General features: G+C 43.4%; 23 protein-coding genes. 1 reads left to right on the top strand and 22 read right to left on the bottom strand.

Going from position 1 to position 21,360, the window contains the following annotated elements; translation table 11 throughout:
- Positions 1 to 64: 64 nt before the first annotated feature.
- The 9 genes from ccsB to V6B33_RS13210 all read right to left on the bottom strand — a co-directional run bounded on the left by ccsB (position 65) and on the right by V6B33_RS13210 (position 8,406).
- The gene (gene ccsB, locus V6B33_RS13250; RefSeq protein WP_334218257.1) at positions 65 to 1,240 is read right to left on the bottom strand and encodes a c-type cytochrome biogenesis protein CcsB; all 1,176 of its coding nucleotides are present in this window, start codon (positions 1,238 to 1,240) and stop codon (positions 65 to 67) included.
- Positions 1,233 to 2,891 (bottom strand): cytochrome c biogenesis protein ResB, encoded by a 1,659-nt coding sequence (gene resB, locus V6B33_RS13245; protein ID WP_334218211.1) that lies wholly within the window; start codon positions 2,889 to 2,891, stop codon positions 1,233 to 1,235. The genes ccsB and resB overlap by 8 nt, the downstream gene beginning before the upstream one ends.
- Before the next feature lie 33 nt (positions 2,892 to 2,924).
- The gene (gene resA / locus V6B33_RS13240; RefSeq protein WP_334218210.1) at positions 2,925 to 3,455 is read right to left on the bottom strand and encodes a thiol-disulfide oxidoreductase ResA; all 531 of its coding nucleotides are present in this window, start codon (positions 3,453 to 3,455) and stop codon (positions 2,925 to 2,927) included.
- Positions 3,456 to 3,681: 226 nt separating this feature from the next.
- Positions 3,682 to 4,413, bottom strand: a complete 732-nt coding sequence (locus V6B33_RS13235) for a pseudouridine synthase (protein ID WP_334218209.1) — start codon at positions 4,411 to 4,413, stop codon at positions 3,682 to 3,684.
- A gap of 166 nt (positions 4,414 to 4,579) precedes the next feature.
- Positions 4,580 to 5,110, bottom strand: coding sequence for a spore maturation protein (locus V6B33_RS13230; protein WP_334218208.1), 531 nt, complete (start codon positions 5,108 to 5,110; stop codon positions 4,580 to 4,582).
- Positions 5,111 to 5,704: a nucleoside recognition domain-containing protein gene (locus V6B33_RS13225; protein WP_334218207.1), complete on the bottom strand. Its 594-nt coding sequence runs from the start codon at positions 5,702 to 5,704 to the stop codon at positions 5,111 to 5,113.
- Positions 5,697 to 6,863, bottom strand: coding sequence for a D-alanyl-D-alanine carboxypeptidase family protein (locus V6B33_RS13220; protein ID WP_334218206.1), 1,167 nt, complete (start codon positions 6,861 to 6,863; stop codon positions 5,697 to 5,699). Before V6B33_RS13220 ends, V6B33_RS13225 begins: the two co-directional genes overlap by 8 nt.
- 195 nt (positions 6,864 to 7,058) lie before the next feature.
- Positions 7,059 to 7,652: an SMC-Scp complex subunit ScpB gene (scpB, locus tag V6B33_RS13215; RefSeq protein ID WP_334218205.1), complete on the bottom strand. Its 594-nt coding sequence runs from the start codon at positions 7,650 to 7,652 to the stop codon at positions 7,059 to 7,061.
- Positions 7,639 to 8,406, bottom strand: coding sequence for a segregation/condensation protein A (locus tag V6B33_RS13210; protein ID WP_334218256.1), 768 nt, complete (start codon positions 8,404 to 8,406; stop codon positions 7,639 to 7,641). Before V6B33_RS13210 ends, scpB begins: the two co-directional genes overlap by 14 nt.
- A gap of 159 nt (positions 8,407 to 8,565) precedes the next feature.
- Here V6B33_RS13210 and V6B33_RS13205 point away from each other — a divergent pair, with 159 nt between their 5' ends.
- Positions 8,566 to 9,087 carry a DUF309 domain-containing protein gene (locus V6B33_RS13205; protein ID WP_334218204.1) on the top strand — a complete coding sequence of 174 codons (522 nt, stop codon included), beginning with the start codon at positions 8,566 to 8,568 and terminating at the stop codon, positions 9,085 to 9,087.
- A 35-nt stretch (positions 9,088 to 9,122) separates the two neighbouring features.
- Here the strand turns inward: V6B33_RS13205 and V6B33_RS13200 are convergent, their stop codons facing one another.
- The 13 genes from V6B33_RS13200 to deoB form a co-directional block, all read right to left on the bottom strand.
- The gene (locus V6B33_RS13200) at positions 9,123 to 9,476 is read right to left on the bottom strand and encodes a GNAT family N-acetyltransferase (RefSeq protein WP_334218203.1); all 354 of its coding nucleotides are present in this window, start codon (positions 9,474 to 9,476) and stop codon (positions 9,123 to 9,125) included.
- 460 nt (positions 9,477 to 9,936) lie between these two features.
- Positions 9,937 to 11,241: a diaminopimelate decarboxylase gene (gene lysA, locus V6B33_RS13195; protein WP_334218255.1), complete on the bottom strand. Its 1,305-nt coding sequence runs from the start codon at positions 11,239 to 11,241 to the stop codon at positions 9,937 to 9,939.
- A 78-nt stretch (positions 11,242 to 11,319) separates the two neighbouring features.
- Positions 11,320 to 12,795 (bottom strand): spore germination protein, encoded by a 1,476-nt coding sequence (locus V6B33_RS13190; RefSeq protein WP_334218202.1) that lies wholly within the window; start codon positions 12,793 to 12,795, stop codon positions 11,320 to 11,322.
- Positions 12,782 to 13,357, bottom strand: coding sequence for a stage V sporulation protein AE (locus tag V6B33_RS13185; protein ID WP_334218201.1), 576 nt, complete (start codon positions 13,355 to 13,357; stop codon positions 12,782 to 12,784). Before V6B33_RS13185 ends, V6B33_RS13190 begins: the two co-directional genes overlap by 14 nt.
- A 25-nt stretch (positions 13,358 to 13,382) precedes the next feature.
- Positions 13,383 to 13,805 (bottom strand): stage V sporulation protein AB, encoded by a 423-nt coding sequence (locus V6B33_RS13180; protein ID WP_334218200.1) that lies wholly within the window; start codon positions 13,803 to 13,805, stop codon positions 13,383 to 13,385.
- Positions 13,795 to 14,415, bottom strand: a complete 621-nt coding sequence (locus V6B33_RS13175) for a stage V sporulation protein AA (protein WP_334218199.1) — start codon at positions 14,413 to 14,415, stop codon at positions 13,795 to 13,797. The genes V6B33_RS13180 and V6B33_RS13175 overlap by 11 nt, the downstream gene beginning before the upstream one ends.
- A gap of 193 nt (positions 14,416 to 14,608) precedes the next feature.
- Positions 14,609 to 15,370: an RNA polymerase sporulation sigma factor SigF gene (sigF, locus tag V6B33_RS13170; RefSeq protein WP_334218198.1), complete on the bottom strand. Its 762-nt coding sequence runs from the start codon at positions 15,368 to 15,370 to the stop codon at positions 14,609 to 14,611.
- 12 nt (positions 15,371 to 15,382) lie between these two features.
- The gene (gene spoIIAB / locus V6B33_RS13165) at positions 15,383 to 15,826 is read right to left on the bottom strand and encodes an anti-sigma F factor (RefSeq protein ID WP_334218197.1); all 444 of its coding nucleotides are present in this window, start codon (positions 15,824 to 15,826) and stop codon (positions 15,383 to 15,385) included.
- A gap of 2 nt (positions 15,827 to 15,828) precedes the next feature.
- Entirely contained in the window at positions 15,829 to 16,179 is a 351-nt protein-coding gene (gene spoIIAA, locus V6B33_RS13160; protein WP_334218196.1) for an anti-sigma F factor antagonist, read from the bottom strand.
- 118 nt (positions 16,180 to 16,297) lie between these two features.
- A complete protein-coding gene (locus tag V6B33_RS13155) occupies positions 16,298 to 17,464 on the bottom strand; it encodes a D-alanyl-D-alanine carboxypeptidase family protein (protein WP_334218195.1) in 1,167 nt (388 codons plus the stop codon).
- Between the two features lie 187 nt (positions 17,465 to 17,651).
- Positions 17,652 to 18,956: a pyrimidine-nucleoside phosphorylase gene (locus V6B33_RS13150; protein WP_334218194.1), complete on the bottom strand. Its 1,305-nt coding sequence runs from the start codon at positions 18,954 to 18,956 to the stop codon at positions 17,652 to 17,654.
- A gap of 62 nt (positions 18,957 to 19,018) precedes the next feature.
- Positions 19,019 to 19,834: a purine-nucleoside phosphorylase gene (locus V6B33_RS13145; protein WP_334218193.1), complete on the bottom strand. Its 816-nt coding sequence runs from the start codon at positions 19,832 to 19,834 to the stop codon at positions 19,019 to 19,021.
- A 97-nt stretch (positions 19,835 to 19,931) separates the two neighbouring features.
- The gene (deoB, locus tag V6B33_RS13140; protein ID WP_334218192.1) at positions 19,932 to 21,116 is read right to left on the bottom strand and encodes a phosphopentomutase; all 1,185 of its coding nucleotides are present in this window, start codon (positions 21,114 to 21,116) and stop codon (positions 19,932 to 19,934) included.
- Positions 21,117 to 21,360: the final 244 nt, after the last annotated feature.

The raw sequence follows: 21,360 nt of genomic DNA, 5'->3' as shown, positions 1-21,360 counted from the left end.
AAAAAAGAAGCTGACTCAAAGAGAATTTGATTCCCGTTTTCGTCAGCCTCCCGGTTACACGTATTTATGCATATGAATGTAATCCTGCGATGATAAGGTTTACAGCTACGAGGTTAAACATGATGATGACGAAACCGATAACGGCAAGCCATGCTGACTTTTCCCCATGCCATCCCTTCGAGAGCCGCAGATGCAGGAAAGCGGCATAAAACAAGAATGTGATAAGCGCCCATACTTCTTTAGGGTCCCAGCCCCAGAACCTGGTCCAGGCGATTTGGGCCCAGATCATAGCAAAGATCAATCCGCCCAATGTAAATACCGGGAACCCGATCAGGACTGATCGATAGCCGATTTCGTCCATCAAGTCCAAGTTGACATTCTTAACTGCAGGCTGCAGCTTGGCTGCGATGCGCTTTCTGAACACCAGGCGCAATATTGCGTATAATACGGTCCCGATGATAAATGACCAAATGACCGTGTTCAATTTCTTTGCATTGATCAGTCCCGGCATCTCAGCCAAAGGCTGCATGACGCCTTTCGTTACCAGCACACCTTCATTCGGTCCGACAATTGCAGGAAGTGTATATTCTGAAACGGCCTCCTGCCCCTGCTGATTAACGTAGTTAAAAGTTGCTTCATAATTCGATAGAGTAAATCCTGTGGATGCCACTATGAAACCGAGAACCACGATAATCCCATACATGACTGTTTCAAGCCAGAAGGACTGCCTGCTCCCTTTCACATGATCAACAGACTTCAATAAATAGATCAATCCTGCTACAAAGCTGATGGCGAGAATCGCCTCACCCGCAGCTACTGTCGTTACGTGTATCTTCAACCAGTCACTTTGAAGCGCGGGAATCAGCGGATTGATATCTTTAGGGAACATGCTGGCATACGCGATGATCAACAGCGCGATGGGCAGGGCCACCACACCGAGAATCGTTTTCCGGTAAATAAAGTAAATGATAATAAATGCCCCTACGAGTGTCATACCGAAGAAGGTCGTATATTCAAATAGATTACTTACAGGAGCATGTCCAGCCACTGCCCATCTCAAGAAGAAAAAGCCAAGTTGAGCCGCAAACCCTATTATGGTGATCACAATACCGATAAGTCCCCACTTGCGCTGATTTGTTTCTGTCGTATTCTTTTGACGGATGCTTCCGCCAAGAAACAATGTTGCAACTAAATACATGATAAAAGCGATATAGAGTAAATTACTGCTCCATTCAGCCATCGATGTCGCTGTCATCCTTGTTCCTCCTTACCTCTTCCTTTTCTTGCTGATCCTCAGGCATTTCGATATCCGTACCTTCAAGAATTCCTTTTAGCTCGTTTTTCAAGCCGAACCAGCCTTTATTTGTATGTCCGGCTGCTATTAAACTGCCAGCCCCGCTTCTTCTGAACCAGATTCTGCGGTGATGCCAATATGCACCTTGAACAACCCCTATCATAAATATAGCCCCTCCAAGAGCAATAATCCACAGGGTCAGATCCTTATGAACAGTCAATGCCGATACGTCACGGGTTTCCACACCTGCAAAAGAGAGCTTATATTCATTCTCACCAAGCGGTTCGAGGTTTTTTCTGATCCCGACAAAACTGATTTCACCTTCCGGCTTTTCAGGAGAGAACATTTTAAACAGGAAGGCGGGGTTATCAGGAATAGGTTTATCTGAAACCGGCTCCCCTTTTTCATCAAAGCCTGTAAAGTTAGGGTAGTATCCCATTAACTCAACACTGTATCCATCACCGAAATCATATTTGTGTTTCGGATCGAATAAATCAACGGTGAACTCCCCGAATGTCTTTTCGCTTTCCTTGTTATCAAATGTAAAAGACATCGACTTGAATTCATCTAATTTGTAACTGGTTTGATATACTGCGAAGTTTTCAAATTTTAATGGATGATTTACTTTTATTGAATCCTCTTTTTCCATTTTCAGTTCTGCATTTTCACCTGGAAGGGTATTTCCTGATTCTTTATACAGCACAACATCGGATTGATAATTTTTTGCAATCGTGCCTGCATTTTTAATTGTTTGCTGAAAGACCTCTTTATCCTCAGCATCATAATTCTCCAGAGTGAAATTTTTATTCTCGATGTAATACTCATCTTTTGTACCCGGAACGGCTTTCTTCTCACCTTCGCGGATCCAAACGGTTTCATCGATATACATCCCCGGGACGAATCGGAGCATCCCGCCGATCAGGAAGATGATCAGCCCTACGTGATTGACATAAGGACCCCACCTGGAAAAACGATTTTTCTCAGCAAGGATGTTTCCGTCTTCTTCACGGATCTTGTACTTCTTCGCTCTCAGCTTTTTCTTGATTGTATCAAGGTTATCATCTATGTTCGTCGTTTCTGTCACTCCGTATACCCGCTGACGCTTTAGAAAGCTTTCATGACGTGAAACACGCTGGGTCTTCAGAGCACGATGCAATGGAATAACGCGATCCAGGCTGCAGATGACCAATGATATCCCGATTGAAGCGATTAATAACAGATACCACCAGGAACTGTACAAATCGTGGAAACCGAGGGTGTAATACAATTTCCCGAAAAATCCGTATACTTCCTCATAATATTGTTCGGGCGGGAGTGCAGAAGGGATGTACTGTTCTTGAGGCAATATCGTCCCAACCGCCGATGCGATCAGGGTAATGACGATCAGCCATACTCCAACTTTAACAGATGAAAAGAAATTCCACACTTTATCGATGATCGATTTATTATACGTTTGAGATCGCCTTGCACTGCCTTCATAGCGCATATCATGCAGTTTTTCTTCTTGTGCTTTGGATGTTAGGGCACGTCCGCATGACTCACAGAGAACGGTCCCAATCGGGTTGACGTGTCCGCATTCACATTTTATTTCCTTCATGAATAAAACTCCTTAATCGTAGTTCAATGGATATCAAGGCGTGATACTTTCCATATGTTCTTTAATATCCTCTTCTGTCATGGTGCCTGTAATGACTTTAACGACTTCTCCGTCAGGATTGATCAAAAAGGTGGTTGGCAGCGGATCCACACCATAAGCATTCAATACTTCACCGTTTTTATCAATGACAATCGGGAATTCAAGGTTATGCTTCGAAACGAACCGATTGACCAAAAACTCTGACTCACTCACATTGACAGCGAGCACTTGAACGCCTTGATCTTTAAATTGTTTGTATTGATTGTTCATATATGGCATTTCTTTTTCACAAGGTTTACACCATGTACCCCAGAAGTTCAGGAATACCCCTTGGCCCTCATACTCCGAAAGTTTGTGTTTTTTACCTTCCATATCTGTCAGTACAAAATCAGGGGCTTTATCTCCTGCTTGTATCTGCCCTCTCTCGTCTTTTGTAAAATTGGCATACAGCGTATACACAACCGCAGAGATCAGCAGGATGAGTATGATGCTTCTTATAAGCAGTCTGCGTTTCTTTTTGTTCACGTAACGATCCCTCCACCAATGTAATCGTTCTCACAATTGGAAATGATACTCTTAACAACAGGAAAGGGCCTGATAATATGATCAGTCCCTACAAATAAGCCAGTTATCACTATTTCTATGTAGGGAATTCACCTTCACAGTAAGGAAAATTCCCTTCTCATTATATCATCTATCCCTTATTTCAAAGCTTGAATATATGAAGGATGTGTGACATTTCACTTCATTCTTATCGGATGCTGCCCGTTTCGGCAAGAGTTCTCAACTGTTTGACTTCATGAGGCGTCAGCTCGCGTCCTTCACCGGCATTTAAGCCGTGGAGTGTAAGAAACGCAAATCTCTCCCGCTTCAGTTTCTGTACGGGAAAACCGATTGCTTCGAACATTCTGCGGACTTGACGGTTCCTTCCTTCATGGATGCTGATTTCGGCAATCGATTTGCCTTGCTTTTTGTCGATGCTGAGTACTTTCACTTTCGCAGGAGCGGTCACGCCGTCTTCAAGCTTTATGCCTTTTTCTAGTTCCCGGATTTTGAATTTAGGGGGAATCCCTTTCAACCTTGCTACATAGGTCTTTTCAATTTGACTGCTTGGATGCATAAGTAGATTGGCGAATTCCCCATCATTCGTCAGAAGGAGCAGGCCGGATGTGTCATAATCAAGACGGCCGACTGGATAGATCCTTTCTTCGATTTCAGGGAAGAAGTCCGTTACAACTTTACGATCTTTATCATCCGTGACGGCTGAAATAACACCTCTCGGCTTGTATAACAGATAGTACACTTTGTTCTCCCGTTCGATCTGCACACCGTTCACTTCGACTTTGTCTGAAGACGATACCTTTGTCCCAAGCTCTTTCACGACATTTCCATTCACTTTCACTTTACCTTCTATGATTAACTGCTCGGATTTTCGTCTTGATGCCACGCCGCTGTGAGCAATTACTTTTTGTAAACGTTCCACGGTATTCCACCTCTTCTGATTTTCAAAACTTTTGTCTTCATGAATTATTACATAATCGGGACAAAATAGAAAGGCAAAAAGAAAAAACAGCTCGAGGGCTGTTTTGGTTTTGAATATCGCTTTACCGACTATTTCCATTCCTTCATGCTAATGAAGTTACTAGTTATCAAGCAAACATGATGGTGACGATGAAGATGGCGGCTGCTATTCCGACTATGTCTGCAAGCAGGCCGACTTTGAGGGCATCGCCCATTTTCCGGATTCCCACTGCACCGAAGTAAACTGTCAGGACGTAAAGGGTTGTATCGGTGCTTCCCTGCAGGGTGGATGCAAGTCTGCCGATAAAGGAATCAGGGCCGTATGCAGCCACGATATCGCTCATCATCCCGAGAGCCGCTGTGCCTGAGATCGGCCGGATTATGGCGAGCGGGACTATCTCAGGTGGAATGCCCAGAGCAAGCAGAGCTGGCTGCATGAGGCTGACAAAGAATTCCAATGCCCCGGATTCTCTAAAAACAGTGATTGCGACAAGCATCCCTATCAAAAAAGGAATGATGGATATCGCTATTTTTACTCCCTCTTTGCCTCCTTCGACAAACACTTCGTATGTGGGGACTTTCTTTAGCGTTCCATAGATTAGTATGAACCCGATCATGATCGGGATCAGCCACAGTGATATAGTAGAAATCCATTGCATCTATTTCACCTCGCGACGTGTACGTCTGTAATGAAAATACCGGTCTATCAATATAGCACCTATGGTGGATATCATGGTGGCGATTAACGTAGGACCGACTATTTCTGTCGGCGATGCCGAATCGTATTTCATTCGAATGGCAATGACAGTGGTAGGGATGATCGTAAGGCTTGATGTGTTGATGGCTAAAAAAGTGATCATGGATCTGCTTGCGGAATCCCGACCTCCGTTTAATATTTTCAGCTGTTCCATCGCTTTGATCCCAAGGGGAGTTGCAGCATTTCCCAGCCCAAACATGTTTGCGATCATATTTGAGAGGATATAACCCATGGCAGGGTGATCATCGGGAATTTCCGGAAATAAGCGTTTCACAAACGGCCGGAACAGTTTAGCGAGTTTCTCAAGCAATCCAGCTTCCTGTGCAATCCTCATGATTCCAAGCCAGAAAACGAGAACACTGATTAATCCGATACAAAGCGTAACCGCTTCATTTGCCGACTTGAAAATTGCTTCATTTATTTCTTCCATCCTTCCATTGATGATGGCAAATACAAGTCCGATAATGGTCATCCCCACCCAGATCAGATTAACCATGTTGACTTACTCCAAGGAATGCCTCAAATGAATACGCCCAAAACTTCCACCAGCTTTTCTCTTCCTGGGGTTCCTTCTCACTCTTAAAGAATACCGGGAGTGAATCTACTTCTTTATCATCTAAATAGATGACTGCCTTGCCTACAACGTCTGGTATTTTTTCTTTGTTCCTCCATTCTTGTTGAGGTTTAATCATTTTGTATTCTATTCTTACCAATTGATCTTCTTCATCCTTGAGAGACATAATCACATCGCGTTTTACATATATCCTGCCTTTATAAAATTCATCATCAAATTTCTTAATGATACCGTCTTCCAGGACTGTTTTATAATCAAATTGTTCAAATCCATATTCAAACATGCCGATGTGATCATTCCAATCATCCGGTGCATTCAATGTCACGGCGATTAGGTTCTCCCCGTCCTTAGAAGCAGTGGAGACAAGCGTTCTTTTAGCCCTTTTCGTATATCCGGTCTTGCCCCCTGTACTATGTTTATACAGCTCGGTCACCATCCTGTTTTTATTTTTCCATTTACGATCCCATTTTTCTTCAGGGTTAGGGGCAGTATGGACTTTGGTACCCGAGATCTTCTTATAATGTTCGTTTTCCATTGCATATTTGGTTAATAATGCCATGTCATAGGCTGTTGAATAGTGATCTTCATGATCATCCAATCCATGCGGGTTAGAAAAATGTGAATTCTTCATGCCGATTTCAGCAGCTTTTTGATTCATCAAATGCACAAATCCTTCAAGGCTCCCTCCTACTGCCTCTGCGATGGCAACTGCCGAATCATTTCCTGATCTGAGCATCAATCCATAGACCAGATCTTCAAGCTTTATCTTCTCCCCTGCTTTCAAGTAAAGTGATGACCCCTCCGTTCCTTCTGCATTCGGGGAAACAGTCACTTTTTCATCCATCTTACCGGATTCAATCGCAAGTACCGCTGTCATGATTTTGGTGATGCTTGCGATCCTGCTCGTGCTGTGAGCATCCTTTTCAAACAACACCCTTCCCGTCTCCCCATCCATCAGTATGGCTCTTTGGGCACTCACCGATGGGGCTGCTTGGACTTCCTTAGAGACCAGAACAAACAATAATGTGAATACCAGCATATAATATATGTATAATTTCATTTTTTTCCTGTACACACTCATCTACCCCTTTAATCGAACTTTGAAGTGTTTGTACAAGTTTATGCAGGACAAGTGCTAATATGAACGAAACCTGAACTTTCTCTTCCCTGTGCAGGAGATAATCACATGCCGTTTCTTTCCGGCGAAATGAAATCGATCCTCCAAAAAACAACAAAAAAACACGGCTGTACGTGCCGTGTTTTTTGTTATTCATCACTATTCATCTGTGTCCATCGTTTCCTGGAATTTCTCAAAGAACAAGTCTGCTTCATCCTGTGCAAAATCTTCCTGGATGCTCTCCGGAAGAGGAGGCAGTTCTTCTAGGTTGCTCAGACCAAAGTAATCCAGAAATTCCACTGTGGTCCCAAATAGATAAGCCCGTCCGGTTCCTTCGGCTCTTCCGATTTCCTTCACAAGCCCCTTTGACGTGAGGGTTTGAATCGGTCTTTCTGTTTTGACTCCTCTTATTTGTTCAATTTCCACCCTCGTTATCGGCTGTTTATACGCAATGATCGCGAGAGTTTCCAATGCAGCCTGTGATAACGAGCTGACACTCGGTGACTCCACAAGCTTTTTCAGATAGTCGGCATTACATTTCTTCGTGACGAGCTGGAACGTCCCTGCAAGTTCTGTCATATAAATGCCCCGGTCATGACAATCATCATAGTCTTTCTTTAATTCCTGCAGTAGGCCGCCCGCTTCTTTTTCGCTCAATTCAAGGACAGAACACACTTGTTTTAAAGAAAGACCTTCATCTCCCGCCGCAAAAAGTAAACTCTCCAAGATCCCTTTCCAATTAATGCTGACCAATAAGTCCTACCTCCTCACATGACTCCACGAAGATTTCCGTGAAATTATTTTCCTGATCCACAAAAATCTGCTTTCTCTTCATTAGTTCCAGAACAGCCAGAAAGGTAACAACTAAATGCTCTTTGTCATTAATGGGAAATAACGCAGTAAACGGTGTTCTTTCTTTCACCTTCCGCAAACTGTTTATGATTTCATCCATCCTCTTCTCGATAGATACTTCCTGCCTGGTAATTCTCGTCTGTACCGGTCTCTGGATTTTCTTGCGTCTTAATAATTTATGAAATGCCCCCAGCATATCATACAATGACACGTTCATTTCCGGGTTTTTCAAGCTATCTTCTTCTGTATACTCCGTGAGGTCGCTCGGGGGCTTAGTAAAGACTTGGCCTCTTTCTTCTTCGCGGGCTTTCAGTTCATTTGCCGCTTCTTTAAACTTTCTGTATTCGACGAGTCTCTCTACCAATTCATCCCGGGGATCTTCTTCTTCAAATTCTATGTCCTCATCCACAAGTCCATCATCGTGCTTGGGAAGGAGCATCTTGCTTTTGATGGCAAGCAGCGTTGCCGCCATCACCAGATATTCACTCGCCGCATCAAGCTGTAAGTCCTTCATTGTATGTACATATAATAAATACTGCTCTGTAATCTGAGCCATCGGTATATCGTATATATCCACTTCTAACGAATTGATAAGATGCAAAAGAAGATCGAGTGGACCTTCGAACGCATCGATCTTTACATTGTATTCCACTATATCACCAGTTTCTATTCCATTCTTTCCTAACAGCCGCTTCTATAAGTATAGTAGATTCAACTCTAATCTCCAATAGTAATTTTTTGAATCGCCTCCCGGAGTTTTGATACACTTTTTCCTGGAAGGAATATGATAAACTAGTTGAAAAGGAGGGATATCATGACATATCCTCAGGCATACCTTCAATACCTTGTCCATTTTCACGGAAATCGCGATTATTTTGAATGTCACGAAGTACTGGAAGAATACTGGAAAGAAGTCGATCCCGGTAATAGATCTTCCCACTGGGTAGGTCTCATCCAAATAGCCGTAGGTTTATACCATTACAGAAGAGACAATGTACACGGTGCTGAGAGAATACTTTCAAAAGCGTTATGTAATCTGAAGGACAATCAACCAGCCCTTGACGGACTTGGTTTGGATTCTTCCTCTTTGATACGGACCCTTGATAAGACCATCAGCAATATCGGGGAACAAGTTCCTTACAACAGCCTGGACCTTCCAATAAAAGATCCCGCCCTCCTAAATGAAGCCGAAGACTTATGCAGGAAAGAAGGGTATACGTGGTGCATGCCAAGTGACCTGTCAAATGAGCAGCTCATCCACCGCCATTCTATGAGGGACCGCACCCCAGTGATCGATGAACGTTTAAAAGCGCTGAATAAAAAGAGACTAACGTAGCAGGATGGTTCCGCCGGTTAGTCTCTTTTCTATTATTAAACGATATTTTCTTCGTCACATCTTTCAAAAAAAGAAGCCGTATCTGAATTAGGTTTTACCGATATCTCTGAATACATTTCTTTCAACTGTTTGATCATTGCTTTCCCAATGCCTTCATGACGATGTGAAGGGTTAACCGATATATGCTGGACTTCCATCGTACTATCTGTTTTATACACTCCGATTAAACCGACTATGTCTTCTTCTTTCCATAAAAAGAGCTGCCAATTGTCTTCCGTTTCATATTGTTTCATTGTTTGCTGAAGCTTTTTCAGATCTTTTTCATTTGGCATGAAAGATAGTAGACCCATTGCAATCTTTTCAAATGCCTTTTTATACCGAATTAACATAATTACCCCTCGTTACGTTTTATACCTATAATGGCGTTTATTCTCATTATAGCCAAAAACAATAGTTTTTAAATCTCGATCACGAATTAAATTAATCACGTCAATAAGATGAATGTTTTTATATCTTACTAAATTTGTTTTGTTTATTCAACCTGATTTTCCCTAGCTGGCGGCCAGCACAAACCAGTACAGTATTCCTCCCAAGAGGCCGATCATCAATAATATCAGGAACAGCAGCCCGTTTTTTAATTTCATGCTCTCCTTCACCTTCTGTCGTTTCATTTGAATAACACTGTTATTGTATAAAAAATCAGCCGGGAATGAAAGTATCATAAATAGTGGTGTATAAAAATCATCCATATATTTTATGAAGTTTCGCTGAAATGACTTTTTTTCAAACAATTTCAATAGAAAGAAGCAGTTTGAAGTTAAATGGAAGCTTCAAACTGCTTTCTCTCCTCTATATCAATGATTGGTCAAGTGTGATCAGGTCCTGGTAGGTTTCACGGCGTACAACCAGTTTAGATTGGCCATTCTCGACGAATACGACAGGGGGACGGGGGATGCGGTTATAATTATTCGCCATTGAATAGCCATATGCTCCTGTGCAGAACACGGCCAATATATCTCCCGGTTCCGAATCCGGCAGAGGCAGATCCCAAATGAGCATGTCACCCGATTCGCAGCATTTACCTGCAATCGATACTGTTTCCTCCGGGTCAGCATCCGCCTTATTGGCCATGATGGCTTCATACTTGGCACTATATAATGCAGGCCGGATGTTATCACTCATCCCGCCATCCACTGCAAGGTATTTACGGATATTCGGAACCTCTTTATTTGATCCTACCGTATACAAGCTTGTACCTGCATCGCCTACAAGCGATCGGCCGGGTTCTATCCAGATTTCAGGCATGTCCAGACTGAATTTCGCTGCTTCCAATTTGACTGCATTGATCATTTCCTTCACATATTGCGATGGAGGAATCGGGTCATCCTGCTTTGTATAGCGGATGCCGAATCCTCCCCCCAGATTGATGACCCTGGGGATGAAGCCATATGCCGCCTTCCACTCTGCAACTTTTTCAATAATTTTCTTTGCTGCAAGGATGAACCCGGTTGTTTCAAAGATCTGTGATCCGATGTGACAATGCAGACCCAGCAGTTCTATGTACTCGGATTTCAGTGAATGCTTCATTGCTTCTTCTGCCTGTCCGTTCTGAAGATCAAATCCAAATTTCGAATCTTCCTGCCCTGTCAGAATATAATCATGGGTGTGTGCTTCAATACCCGGGGTCACTCTCAATAAAATATTTATCTGCCGCTTCATTCCATTGGTGATTTCTGAAATAAGCTCAAGTTCATGGAAGTTATCAACAACGATGCAGCCGATATTATAATCAATGGCCATAACGAGTTCCTCCCGTGACTTGTTATTCCCATTGAAATGAATTCTTTCTGAAGGGAATTCAGCCTTCATAGCTGTAAATAGCTCTCCACCTGAGACTACATCCAGAGACATCCCTTCTTCCTTCATTAATTGAAAAATACCTATGCTTGAAAATGCCTTGCTTGCGTATGCTACTTCCGCTTTCACTCCAAGTTCCCGAAACGTCTCCTTGAAGCCTCTGGCTCTTTCCCTGATCAACGACACATCATAGACATACAGGGGGGTACCGTACTGTTTGACAAGATCGGTCGTACTTACCCCGCCTATCATTAAATGTCCCTCATTATTGATTTCTGCTGAACCATGAAGATGCATGAACCCTCTCATTCCCCTCTTTGATCCTTTTCTTGATTAAACGTAATTTACCACAGATCAGGAGGTGTTGCAATATTCTTACGATTTCACAGGCTGCTTATATTTGTTACGCGGCTTCACGATACTGGGACGGATCTTTGCGCCAGGCATCGAACGTCTGATCAAGATCTGCATGAATGCCATCGGGCTGAAAGGGATCAACGGCCACAAGTAAGGTGTATTAAGTGACTTGATATTTGCTACAAACAGGATATAAAGTGTAGAGCCGATGACAAGCCCGGGAATATGGAAGAAAGCCACCCCTACCAGCAGAAGCAGCCGGGCCATTTTATTGGCGACACTCAATTCATAGCTTGGTGTAGCGAAAGTTCCAATCGAGGCCACCGCTACATAAAGAATGACTTCAGGTTGGAACAGGCCGACATCAATCGCTATTTGCCCGATTAAGACCGCAGCGATCAGACCCATCGCGGTCGATAGCGGTGTAGGAGTATGAATGGCTGCTATCCTGAACATTTCCACCCCGAGATCGGCAATGAACAACTGAGCGATGATCGGAATGTTTGTCTGTTCGTTTGGTCCTATATATTCAAGTCCTTCTGGCAGCAGAGTGGGGTCCAGGACAAATAAATACCAGAGAGGTAAAAGAAACAGCGACGCCAGCAGCCCGAGAAATCTGGTCCATCTGACAAATGTTCCGACAGCGGGTGATTGTCTGTATTCTTCCGCATGCTGTAGATGGTGAAAATAAGTGGTCGGTGTGATGATGACACTTGGGGAGGTATCCACAAAGATGAGTACATGACCCTCCAGTAAGTGAGCGGCTGCCACATCCGCCCGCTCTGTATAGCGTACAAGGGGGTACGGGTTATATCCCTGCTTCACCAGGAATTCTTCAACCGTTTTATCGGCCATCGTCAATCCATCGATCTTAATGCTTTTCAATTCTTGCTTAATCACTTTTATCAGGCTGGGGTTTGCCACATCATCTATATAGGCAATTGATATATCTGTTTTCGAACGCTCCCCGATTCGGAAGATTTCAAATCTTAATCTTGGGTCTCTGATTCTGCGTCTTGTCAACGCTGTGTTGATGATTATATTTTCTACATAGCCGTCCCGTGATCCACGGACTACTTTTTCCGTATCCGGCTCCATCGGCTGTCGGCCGGGATAACTTCTTACATCGACGATTAAAGCTTCTGTATATCCTTCAACGACAACCGCGATCAACCCTGACAATACTTCATCTACCGCTTCCTCAATCGTTTTTACAGGTTCAACAGACTGATGGACCAGACGGTTATGGACAATATCGAATAGATGGGTGGAAAGGCGCTCATTATCGTTGATGCCAACAAGTTCTTCCACAAGTTCAATGATGTACCCTGCATCTGTCAAACCATTTATATAGTAAAAATGCACGTTTTTTCTAAGTATCTTTAACTTCCTGACGCCGAGGTCGAAGCTCTTGTTAAGACCGACATTCTTTTGCATATATTCTTCTAACACAGCCACATCCTTGGGAATGGGTGTCTTTTTATCTTCTGGCATGGTATCCGCTCCTTTCAAAAATGATTTCTACCGCTTTTTTTGTAATCGGCGCGCCTTGTGAGGAATCGTCCCTTTTCGCCATCTTCCCTATATCACCGATTCCGACAATGACGGGAACGTCCAGTTCATCCAGGCAATAAACGGTATCTCCGTTCATTCTCCCCATTTCAAGTTCGGGCACACCGAATTTGTCCACCCCAAAGGGCGTTAATTCACCAAACTTATCAATACAGACATCCACTCTTGTCCATTCTGCCTGCCGTGTTTTACTGGCCACTGCTATGATTCCCAGAACGTCAATGTCTGAGTGATTGGCGACGTATTTCAATGCCATTTCACCGGCACCTTCGCCAATGAAGCCGCTATCATCAAACATGACAAAGACAGGGTCATTCTTTGCTTTTTTTATGAGCTTTACAATTTCGGGGCCGGGCAGAACGGAAGGGTTCCCTTTAGAACTCGAAATACAGCGTCCTCCATAATCTATCGCCACCCGTTCGATTGCTCTTTTTGCATATTCATCACCATCAGTTATCAAAACCACTTTTCTTCTTTCACTCATAAAAAAACCCCTGCCTCACACCTATTTATTGATGAACTAAGTACAGCCAATGAAAAAGGGAGCCGAAGATCTTACCTAATACAATAGCCATGATTAATACAACGATCTGCCCTTCGATTCCAATCCGTTTAGCAAGGATCGGAAAGACATTCAGCACTTCAGTCAACGCCGCAGCCAAAAGTCCGATGAATATTCCGCTGGCTAATCCAATCGGTATGAGGATAAGCGGGTTCATATGCATCGTGTAATCGTTGAGACTGATGAACCCTCCCATCAGCGCACCCGTGATAACCGCGATTTCATAATAGTGAATCATTTTCATCGTCTTGGTCAATTGTGTCAATCTTGGAATGATCCCCAGAACAGTTAAAAATGCCACAAATCCCGACCCTACTGCCAATCCTCCTGCAAATCCTATAAATAATGTGAGGATCACACTAATTGTCATCTAGCCGCTTCATACTTTCTTTATTTTCGTGCATTATGACATATTGATCCAAGTCCTGCTGATAATTGAACATCTCCACTTCCAGCGGACTCGGCTCTTCATTAAGCCTTTTCCGGAAGATATGATTAAAGAAGAGGATCATCCCGAGGCCTAGACCAAATGAGTACGGGATTTGAAAGAGTAATGGATGCGGATCTTCATCACCGGTCACAAAATGATAAAGTGTCTGATGGACCTGCCTCATGCTGACATCTTCATGAAAGTTCATGATCGCCATTGCTGCACCTATAAACAAAAGCATCCAAACCCCAATGAATAATGGGAGAGATACTTTCTTCTTCTCATAGATGACTTCAATGATGCTTTGCGCCGGCCCGATCGTCTGAATATCCAAATGAGGGTGGTAATCGGTAATTCTATTGATTACAGTCATGACATCAATGACGACGATGTTTTTATCAGAGGGTGTCACCTGATGAATGCTTATGCTTTTCAACCCGCTGAGTACAGCTTCCGGGGCGATGATCTGCGCTAGTTGACCGAGAGTCACTATACTTTCTGATTTTACCTGCACGCTATGCCTCAACCGAATGTACACAATTCCTTCCATTCTGTTCACTTCCTGAAAACATAATTTTCCCCTCTCGTACCAATAGTATGGGTTAAAGGAAGTAATTTATGTAATAGCAGCAAATCGTCCATATGCTGGATTTTGTTATTTTACCTTGCAAACTGACAAAAAAATAACCCTACCACTCTTACCCACCAAATACGTTGTGGGTGAAGAGGATAAGGTTATTTTTTTATTCTGTATACATATGGTCCTTCATGGTCTGTAATATTTTCTTCTCGAGCCTTGATACCTGTACTTGTGATATACCGAGCCGGTCGGCTACCTCTGATTGGGTCTGGTCTTTGTAATACCTTAAGTATACGATCAGACGCTCTCTGTCATCGAGTTCCCTGATGGCTTCTTTCAACGCGATTTTATCGAACCATTTATGATCTGAATGATCCGCTATCTGGTCCAATAAGGTAATCGGATCACCATCATTTTCATAAACCGTTTCGTGTATGGATGATGGAGCACGACTGGCTTCCTGAGCCATGATCACTTCTTCAACAGAATATTCGAGGTGCTCAGCGAGCTCACTGACAGTCGGGACCCTTCCAAACTTCTTCGAAAGCTCATCTTTCGCCTTCCGGATCTTATTCCCCATTTCTTTCAGGGAACGGCTTACTTTCACAGTGCCGTCATCTCTGATGAATCGCTGGATCTCCCCAATGATCATCGGTACAGCATAGGTCGAGAATTTCACGTCATAGCTTAAGTCAAACTTATCCACTGATTTCAGCAGCCCGATACAGCCTATTTGAAACAGATCATCAGGTTCATATCCCCTGTTAAGGAAGCGCTGAACAACGGACCAAACGAGCCTCATGTTTTTTTGCACGATGGTATCCCTGGCTGACTGATCACCCGCCTGGCTTTGTTTAATAAGTTCCTTCACTTCATGATCCTTCAAAAAAGGCTGGGATTTTTCATTTTTCACTTCGACATCCATAGGCACGACTCCTTAATTGCATAGCGCTTTACTATTGGTCAGGTGCTTCTTCAGTCTTACAGTGGTGCCTGTACCCGGGTGTGATGACACTTCTACCTCGTCCATGAAATTTTCCATAATGGTAAAGCCCATTCCCGACCGTTCCAGTTCGGGCTTAGAAGTATATAAGGGCTGTCTTGCTTCCTCCACATCACCGATTCCGATCCCTTCATCCCGGATCGTCATGTCGATGTATCCGTCCTCATCCATGACTACGGAAATATACACAATGCCATTCGGCTTGTTTTCATATCCGTGGATGATGGCATTGGTGACGGCTTCGGAGACGACTGTCTTGATTTCTGTCAATTCATCCATCGTCGGATCGAGCTGCGCAATAAACGACGCTACGGTCACTCGTGCAAATGATTCATTCTGGCTAAGGGAACTGAATTGGATATTCATTTCATTTCTCATGTTCAGGCGACCCCCAATCTTTGTAATGCATTTTCTTCAGATGGCTCAAGACGGATGATCTTGAACAATCCTGACATTTCAAATAATCGGTTGACAGCCGGGGAAATCGCACAAACCACCATTTCGCCGTGCTTTTGTTTGATTTGCTTGTATCGGCCAAGAATGACGCCCAGCCCTGAACTGTCCATGAAGCCCAGTTCCTCTAAGTTCAGAATGATATGCTTGATATTTTCACTCTCGATAAGCTTTGAAGACTTTTCCCTTAATTCTTCTGCCGTATGATGGTCCAACTCTCCACTTAAACGTATACACAACACATCTTTTTTTACTTCCAGGTTAATAGCAAGACTCACTATCAGAAAGCCTCCTTCTCTGTCGTATAGTGAGTCATTTCGCTATGATTGTGCCGAACTCCTTCTCTCTGACAAAACTAGAAGAAATTCGCCATAATGTGTGCTGATTTTTAATGGATCAGTTCCCAACTTTTGAAAACATTCCAAATGATCGTTTGTATAGCTGCCACCAGCTTGCTTCGTTGACGTCCTGTTTCGCTACGAGTTCGCTCTCAAGAACTTTTCTTCCATTGTTGTTGATTACGAGGGTACCGACTTTGTCGCCTTTTTTAATTGGTGCTTGCAAGTCTTTTGAAAGTGTTACCTTTTGTTCAACTTTATCCAGTTTTTCACCTTTTTTGGTTAGTAAGGATATGGGTTCGTCTGTCACTGCCTGAACTTTATTTTCCTGTCCTTTGGACACTTTTACTTGAGAGAGCGAATCACCTTTCTTGAACATCGGCTTGGTTTGATATTGATTGAAGGCATAATCAAGCATTTTGGTCACTTCACTGTTTCGTTCCTTCGGAGTGGATGCACCAAAAACAACGGCAATGACTCTCATGTTACCTTTCTTGGCGGTCGCCGTCAGACAATATTTCGCTTCATTCGTAAAGCCTGTTTTCAATCCGTCTACACCATCATAAAACCTAACCAGCTTATTCGTGTTGACCAGCCAGAATTTATTCTCGGTGTCTTCTCTCAGATAGGACTCATATGTGCCGGTGAATTTAGTGATTTCATTATATTTCAGCAATTCTTTTGCCATCATGCTCATATCGTGTGCAGAACTGTAATGGTCTTTTGCCGGCAGTCCGGTCGGATTTTTGAATTGAGTATCCTTTAATCCGAGCTCCTTCACCTTTTGATTCATTTTTTCCACGAATGCCTCTTCGCTGCCTGCAATTTGTTCGGCCATCGCTACAGACGCGTCATTTGCAGAACCGATGGCGATTCCTGTCAGCATTTCCTTGACAGTCATCGATTCACCAGGCTCCAGAAAGATTTGTGACCCTCCCATTGAGGCCGCATATTCGCTTGTCCGGACATCGTCCCCCCATTTGATCTGACCCTTCTCAAGGGCTTCCATGATCAGGAGCATGGTCATGATTTTTGTCATTGATGCAGGGGCTAATTTTTCATGACTGTTCTTATCATAGAGAACTGCTCCTGTATCCCGTTCGATCAATATTGCTGACTTCGCTGCCTGAGCTAATTCAGTCTTATTTTCCTGAGCAAACCCAAACGAAGGAAATAAGGAAGCTATAAGAAAGAATGCTGACATTATACATATAAGACGTTTCATTTAACTGTCCTCCAATCAAAATCCATCATTTTAATCAATAATACTTATAGAATCATTTTTTCCACTGCAACCATTTTTATACAATTAAAAATAAAAATTGTCTCTTATTTCTTCAATACCAACATTTTATCAACAAATAAAAAAAGCCTTTGTGAAAGGAAATTTCCTTTCACAAAGGCTATTCAGATCAACTTGTGATTTCGGTGTGGATCAGCGTCGGAGCATCCACTTTCTGAGAGGAGAGCTTGATGCTCTCATATAATTTGTTTTTCACATTTTCAATATCTTCCTGATTACTGTAAATCGTCGCCAGGGATTCTCCTGCTTTGACTTCATCCCCGATTTTCTTGCACAGTTCAAGCCCGACAGCCAGGTCGATTACAGAATCTTTCGTAGCTCTTCCAGCCCCTAGCCACATTGCGGCTGTCCCTACTGAATCCGCAATAATTTCTGAAACAAAGCCATCTTCCTTTGCTTCCAGTTCAACCTTGTATCGTGCTTGAGGAAGCTTGGATGGTTGATCAACTACCGAAGCATCTCCACCCTGGGATTCAAGGAAAACCTTGAAGTTATCAAGGGCTGATCCATCATTCATTGCTTTTTTCAGTAATTCTCTTGCTTCAGTTAATGAAGAAGCTTTTTCAGCCAGATAAACCATATGGCTTCCTAGTGTTAAGCATAATTCTGTCAAGTCGTCCGGACCTTCACCTTTCAAGGTATCAATCGCTTCTTTCACTTCTAAAGCATTTCCGATCGCAAACCCAAGCGGCTGGCTCATATCAGAGATGACTGCCATCGTTTTTCTCCCGACATTATTTCCGATGTTGACCATTGCTTTTGCAAGGCTTTTAGAATCTTCAAGCGTCTTCATGAATGCACCTGCACCCGTCTTTACATCAAGGACAATCGCATCAGCTCCTGCAGCGATTTTCTTACTCATGATGGAACTTGCAATAAGCGGGATAGAGTTAACAGTCGCTGTCACGTCACGTAATGAGTAGAGCTTTTTATCTGCAGGCGTCAGATTTCCGCTTTGTCCGATGACGGCTAACTTGTTCTTATTGACTAACCGGATGAATTCATCATTTTCGATCTCAACGTGAAATCCTTCAACCGCTTCAAGTTTGTCAATGGTTCCACCGGTATGACCAAGTCCCCTTCCGCTCATTTTAGCGACAGGCACACCGACAGAAGCCACTAATGGACCAAGTACAAGCGTGGTCGTATCTCCAACACCGCCTGTCGAATGCTTATCAACCTTGATGCCTTCAATGGCAGACAGGTCAATCTGATCTCCCGATTCGACCATCGCCATCGTCAAGTCAGCACGTTCTCTTTCACTCATATCCTTGAAGAAAATCGCCATCGTCAATGCACTTACCTGATAATCAGGGATTGATCCGTCTGTATAACCATCTATGATAAATTTGATTTCTTCGGTTGTCAGTTCTTTTCCTTCACGCTTCTTTTCAATAAGATCTACCATTCTCATTTACGATCACCAACTTCTAAAAATTTTTAAACCGCTCTTTTTTTCATCAAGGAATTTATTCTTTATAAAGATTTTACAATTTCCTTCACATAAGACAGGAAGTTAGAGCGAACCATTTCTGTTGTTTCGATGACTTCATCATGTGAGAGAGGTTGATCCAAGATTCCTGCAGCCATATTTGAAATGCAGGAAATCCCAAGAACTTTAATACCAGCATGACGGGCCACGATCACTTCAGGTACAGTGGACATCCCTACAGCGTCGCCTCCCAGTGTGCGGGCGAGCTTCACTTCTGCAGGAGTTTCATACACAGGACCGGTATTTCCTACATAAACGCCTTCCTGAATTTCAAGAGAAAGTTCACTTGCAATCTCTTTCGCTTTTTGGCGGAGTTCTTTATCATACGCTTGGGACATATCGGGAAATCTTGGGCCAAGACGGGAATCATTCGCTCCGATTAAAGGATTTCCTCCCATATTGTTAATATGATCAGAGATCAGCATAAGATCTCCCGCTTCGAATTCTTCGTTCACCCCGCCTGCGGCATTGGTTACGATCAGGATTTCCACTCCAAGTTCTTTCATCACGCGAATCGGAAACGTCACTTTATCAAACCCATATCCCTCGTAGTAGTGAAAGCGTCCCTGCATGGCAACAACTTCTTGTCCTGATAATTGTCCGAACACCAGCTGTCCTGCATGACCGGCCACTGTGGAGACTGGGAAATCAGGAATCTCCTTATAAGGAATTTTTACGGCATTTTGGATTTCATCGGCAAGGACACCCAGCCCCGACCCCAGTATGAGGCCGATTTTTGGCTGACCTGTATAGTGGTTTTTCAAGTGATTAGCAGCATTTTGAATATTTTCGTAGTTCATATTTAATTACTCCCTTTTAGTAGTGTAAACAGAAAGAGGAGATGAGATGGAGCATAAGCACTTCCATTCATCCCTGTTCTGTGTTCATTCTTTTCCATTATTTCATTTCTGGTAAAAAGCTTTTTCCGAACTTAGGCATGGTTACATTGAAATTGTCCGCTACCGTTGCCCCGATATCCGCGAATGTTTCTCTGACAGGTAGCTCTTTTCCATCGGTGAAGCGCTTGGAATAAGCCAGAAGAGGCACATATTCCCTTGTATGGTCGGTCCCCGGAGCTGTCGGATCGTTCCCATGATCAGCAGTGATGAGGAGGAGATCATCCTCTGTCATCTTTTCAAATACCTCCGGGAGACGCGCGTCGAATTCTTCCAACGCTTTCCCATATCCTTCCGGGTCGCGTCGATGTCCATAGAGGGCGTCAAAGTCCACCAGATTCAGGAAACTCAGTCCGGTGAAAGATTCGTCGAACGTTTTGATCAATCCGTCCATCCCGTCCATATTGTGTTTCGTACGGATTGATTTCGTCACGCCTTCCCCGTTATAGATATCAGAAATTTTCCCGATTGCGATCACATCGAATCCGGAGTCCTTCATCTCATTCATGACAGTCCGGTCAAATGGCTTTAGTGCATAGTCGTGGCGGTTGGCTGTACGCTTAAAACTGCCCGGTTCTCCCACAAATGGACGTGCTATGACACGCCCTACCAAAAATTCTTCTTCTTTGGTAATTTCACGCGCGATTTTACATATTTTATATTGTTCTTCGATCGGGATGATGTCTTCATGTGCCGCGATTTGCAGTACTGGATCTGCAGAAGTGTATACAATCAGCGCACCTGTGTCCATATGTTCTTTTCCCAGTTCTTCAATGATGGCCGTACCGCTTGCCGGTTTGTTTCCAATGATTGTTCTGCCTGTTTCCGCCTCAAGCTTCTGAATCAATTTCTCCGGAAAACCGTCCGGATATGTTTTGAAAGGTGTATCGATATTAAGTCCCATGATTTCCCAATGTCCGGTCATTGTATCTTTCCCGACCGACGCTTCCTGCATCTTCGTGTAGTATGCAAGCGGCGAGTCAGCTTTCTCCACCCCTTTCACTTGCCTGATGTTCGAAAGCCCCAGCTTCGCCAAATTGGGCATGTTCAACCCATTCACTCGTTCAGCGATATGACCAAGAGTGTCTGTCCCTTTATCGTTAAACAGTTCAGCATCCGGTGCTTCGCCGATACCAACTGAATCCATGACGATCAGGTGAACCCTTTTATATGTATAATTGCTCATTTATAATCCTCCTAGATTAACTGCTGTGTTTGTCCTTTTTCTGTATACTCTCTATGAAAACCGTTTAAGGCGTGCTTTTAAAAAAGCGGTTACATTTTGTATCTCTAAACGTATCTTACCCTCAACCCTGACGTATCAATCGAACAACACGCACGTCAGAAGTCTGACATCTATATTCTACTTTTCCCTTTCAAAAAAAACAAGAGAGAACCTCTTAAAGTTGGTCAATTCTTTAAGAAGCCTC

It is taken from the genome of Mangrovibacillus sp. Mu-81 (genome assembly GCF_036867415.1).
In the GTDB taxonomy this organism is placed as follows: Bacteria; Bacillota; Bacilli; order Bacillales; family Bacillaceae_B; genus Rossellomorea.
The sequence above is the reverse complement of the archived record's forward strand: the minus strand, read 5'-3'. Positions and strand labels throughout refer to the sequence as shown.

Bases quoted from the DNA above. Each gene is read 5' to 3' on its own strand.
- ccsB (WP_334218257.1), bottom strand. From the start codon at position 1,240: ATGGCTGAATGGAGCAGTAATTTACTCTATATCGCTTTTATCATGTAT.
- resB (WP_334218211.1), bottom strand. From the start codon at position 2,891: ATGAAGGAAATAAAATGTGAATGCGGACACGTCAACCCGATTGGGACC.
- V6B33_RS13230 (WP_334218208.1), bottom strand. From the start codon at position 5,110: ATGCAATGGATTTCTACTATATCACTGTGGCTGATCCCGATCATGATC.
- V6B33_RS13225 (WP_334218207.1), bottom strand. From the start codon at position 5,704: ATGGTTAATCTGATCTGGGTGGGGATGACCATTATCGGACTTGTATTT.
- V6B33_RS13220 (WP_334218206.1), bottom strand. From the start codon at position 6,863: ATGAGTGTGTACAGGAAAAAAATGAAATTATACATATATTATATGCTG.
- V6B33_RS13205 (WP_334218204.1), top strand. From the start codon at position 8,566: ATGACATATCCTCAGGCATACCTTCAATACCTTGTCCATTTTCACGGA.
- V6B33_RS13200 (WP_334218203.1), bottom strand. From the start codon at position 9,476: ATGTTAATTCGGTATAAAAAGGCATTTGAAAAGATTGCAATGGGTCTA.
- lysA (WP_334218255.1), bottom strand. From the start codon at position 11,241: ATGCATCTTCATGGTTCAGCAGAAATCAATAATGAGGGACATTTAATG.
- V6B33_RS13190 (WP_334218202.1), bottom strand. From the start codon at position 12,795: ATGCCAGAAGATAAAAAGACACCCATTCCCAAGGATGTGGCTGTGTTA.
- V6B33_RS13185 (WP_334218201.1), bottom strand. From the start codon at position 13,357: ATGAGTGAAAGAAGAAAAGTGGTTTTGATAACTGATGGTGATGAATAT.
- V6B33_RS13180 (WP_334218200.1), bottom strand. From the start codon at position 13,805: ATGACAATTAGTGTGATCCTCACATTATTTATAGGATTTGCAGGAGGA.
- V6B33_RS13175 (WP_334218199.1), bottom strand. From the start codon at position 14,415: ATGGAAGGAATTGTGTACATTCGGTTGAGGCATAGCGTGCAGGTAAAA.
- sigF (WP_334218198.1), bottom strand. From the start codon at position 15,370: ATGGATGTCGAAGTGAAAAATGAAAAATCCCAGCCTTTTTTGAAGGAT.
- spoIIAB (WP_334218197.1), bottom strand. From the start codon at position 15,826: ATGAGAAATGAAATGAATATCCAATTCAGTTCCCTTAGCCAGAATGAA.
- V6B33_RS13155 (WP_334218195.1), bottom strand. From the start codon at position 17,464: ATGAAACGTCTTATATGTATAATGTCAGCATTCTTTCTTATAGCTTCC.
- V6B33_RS13150 (WP_334218194.1), bottom strand. From the start codon at position 18,956: ATGAGAATGGTAGATCTTATTGAAAAGAAGCGTGAAGGAAAAGAACTG.
- V6B33_RS13145 (WP_334218193.1), bottom strand. From the start codon at position 19,834: ATGAACTACGAAAATATTCAAAATGCTGCTAATCACTTGAAAAACCAC.
- deoB (WP_334218192.1), bottom strand. From the start codon at position 21,116: ATGAGCAATTATACATATAAAAGGGTTCACCTGATCGTCATGGATTCA.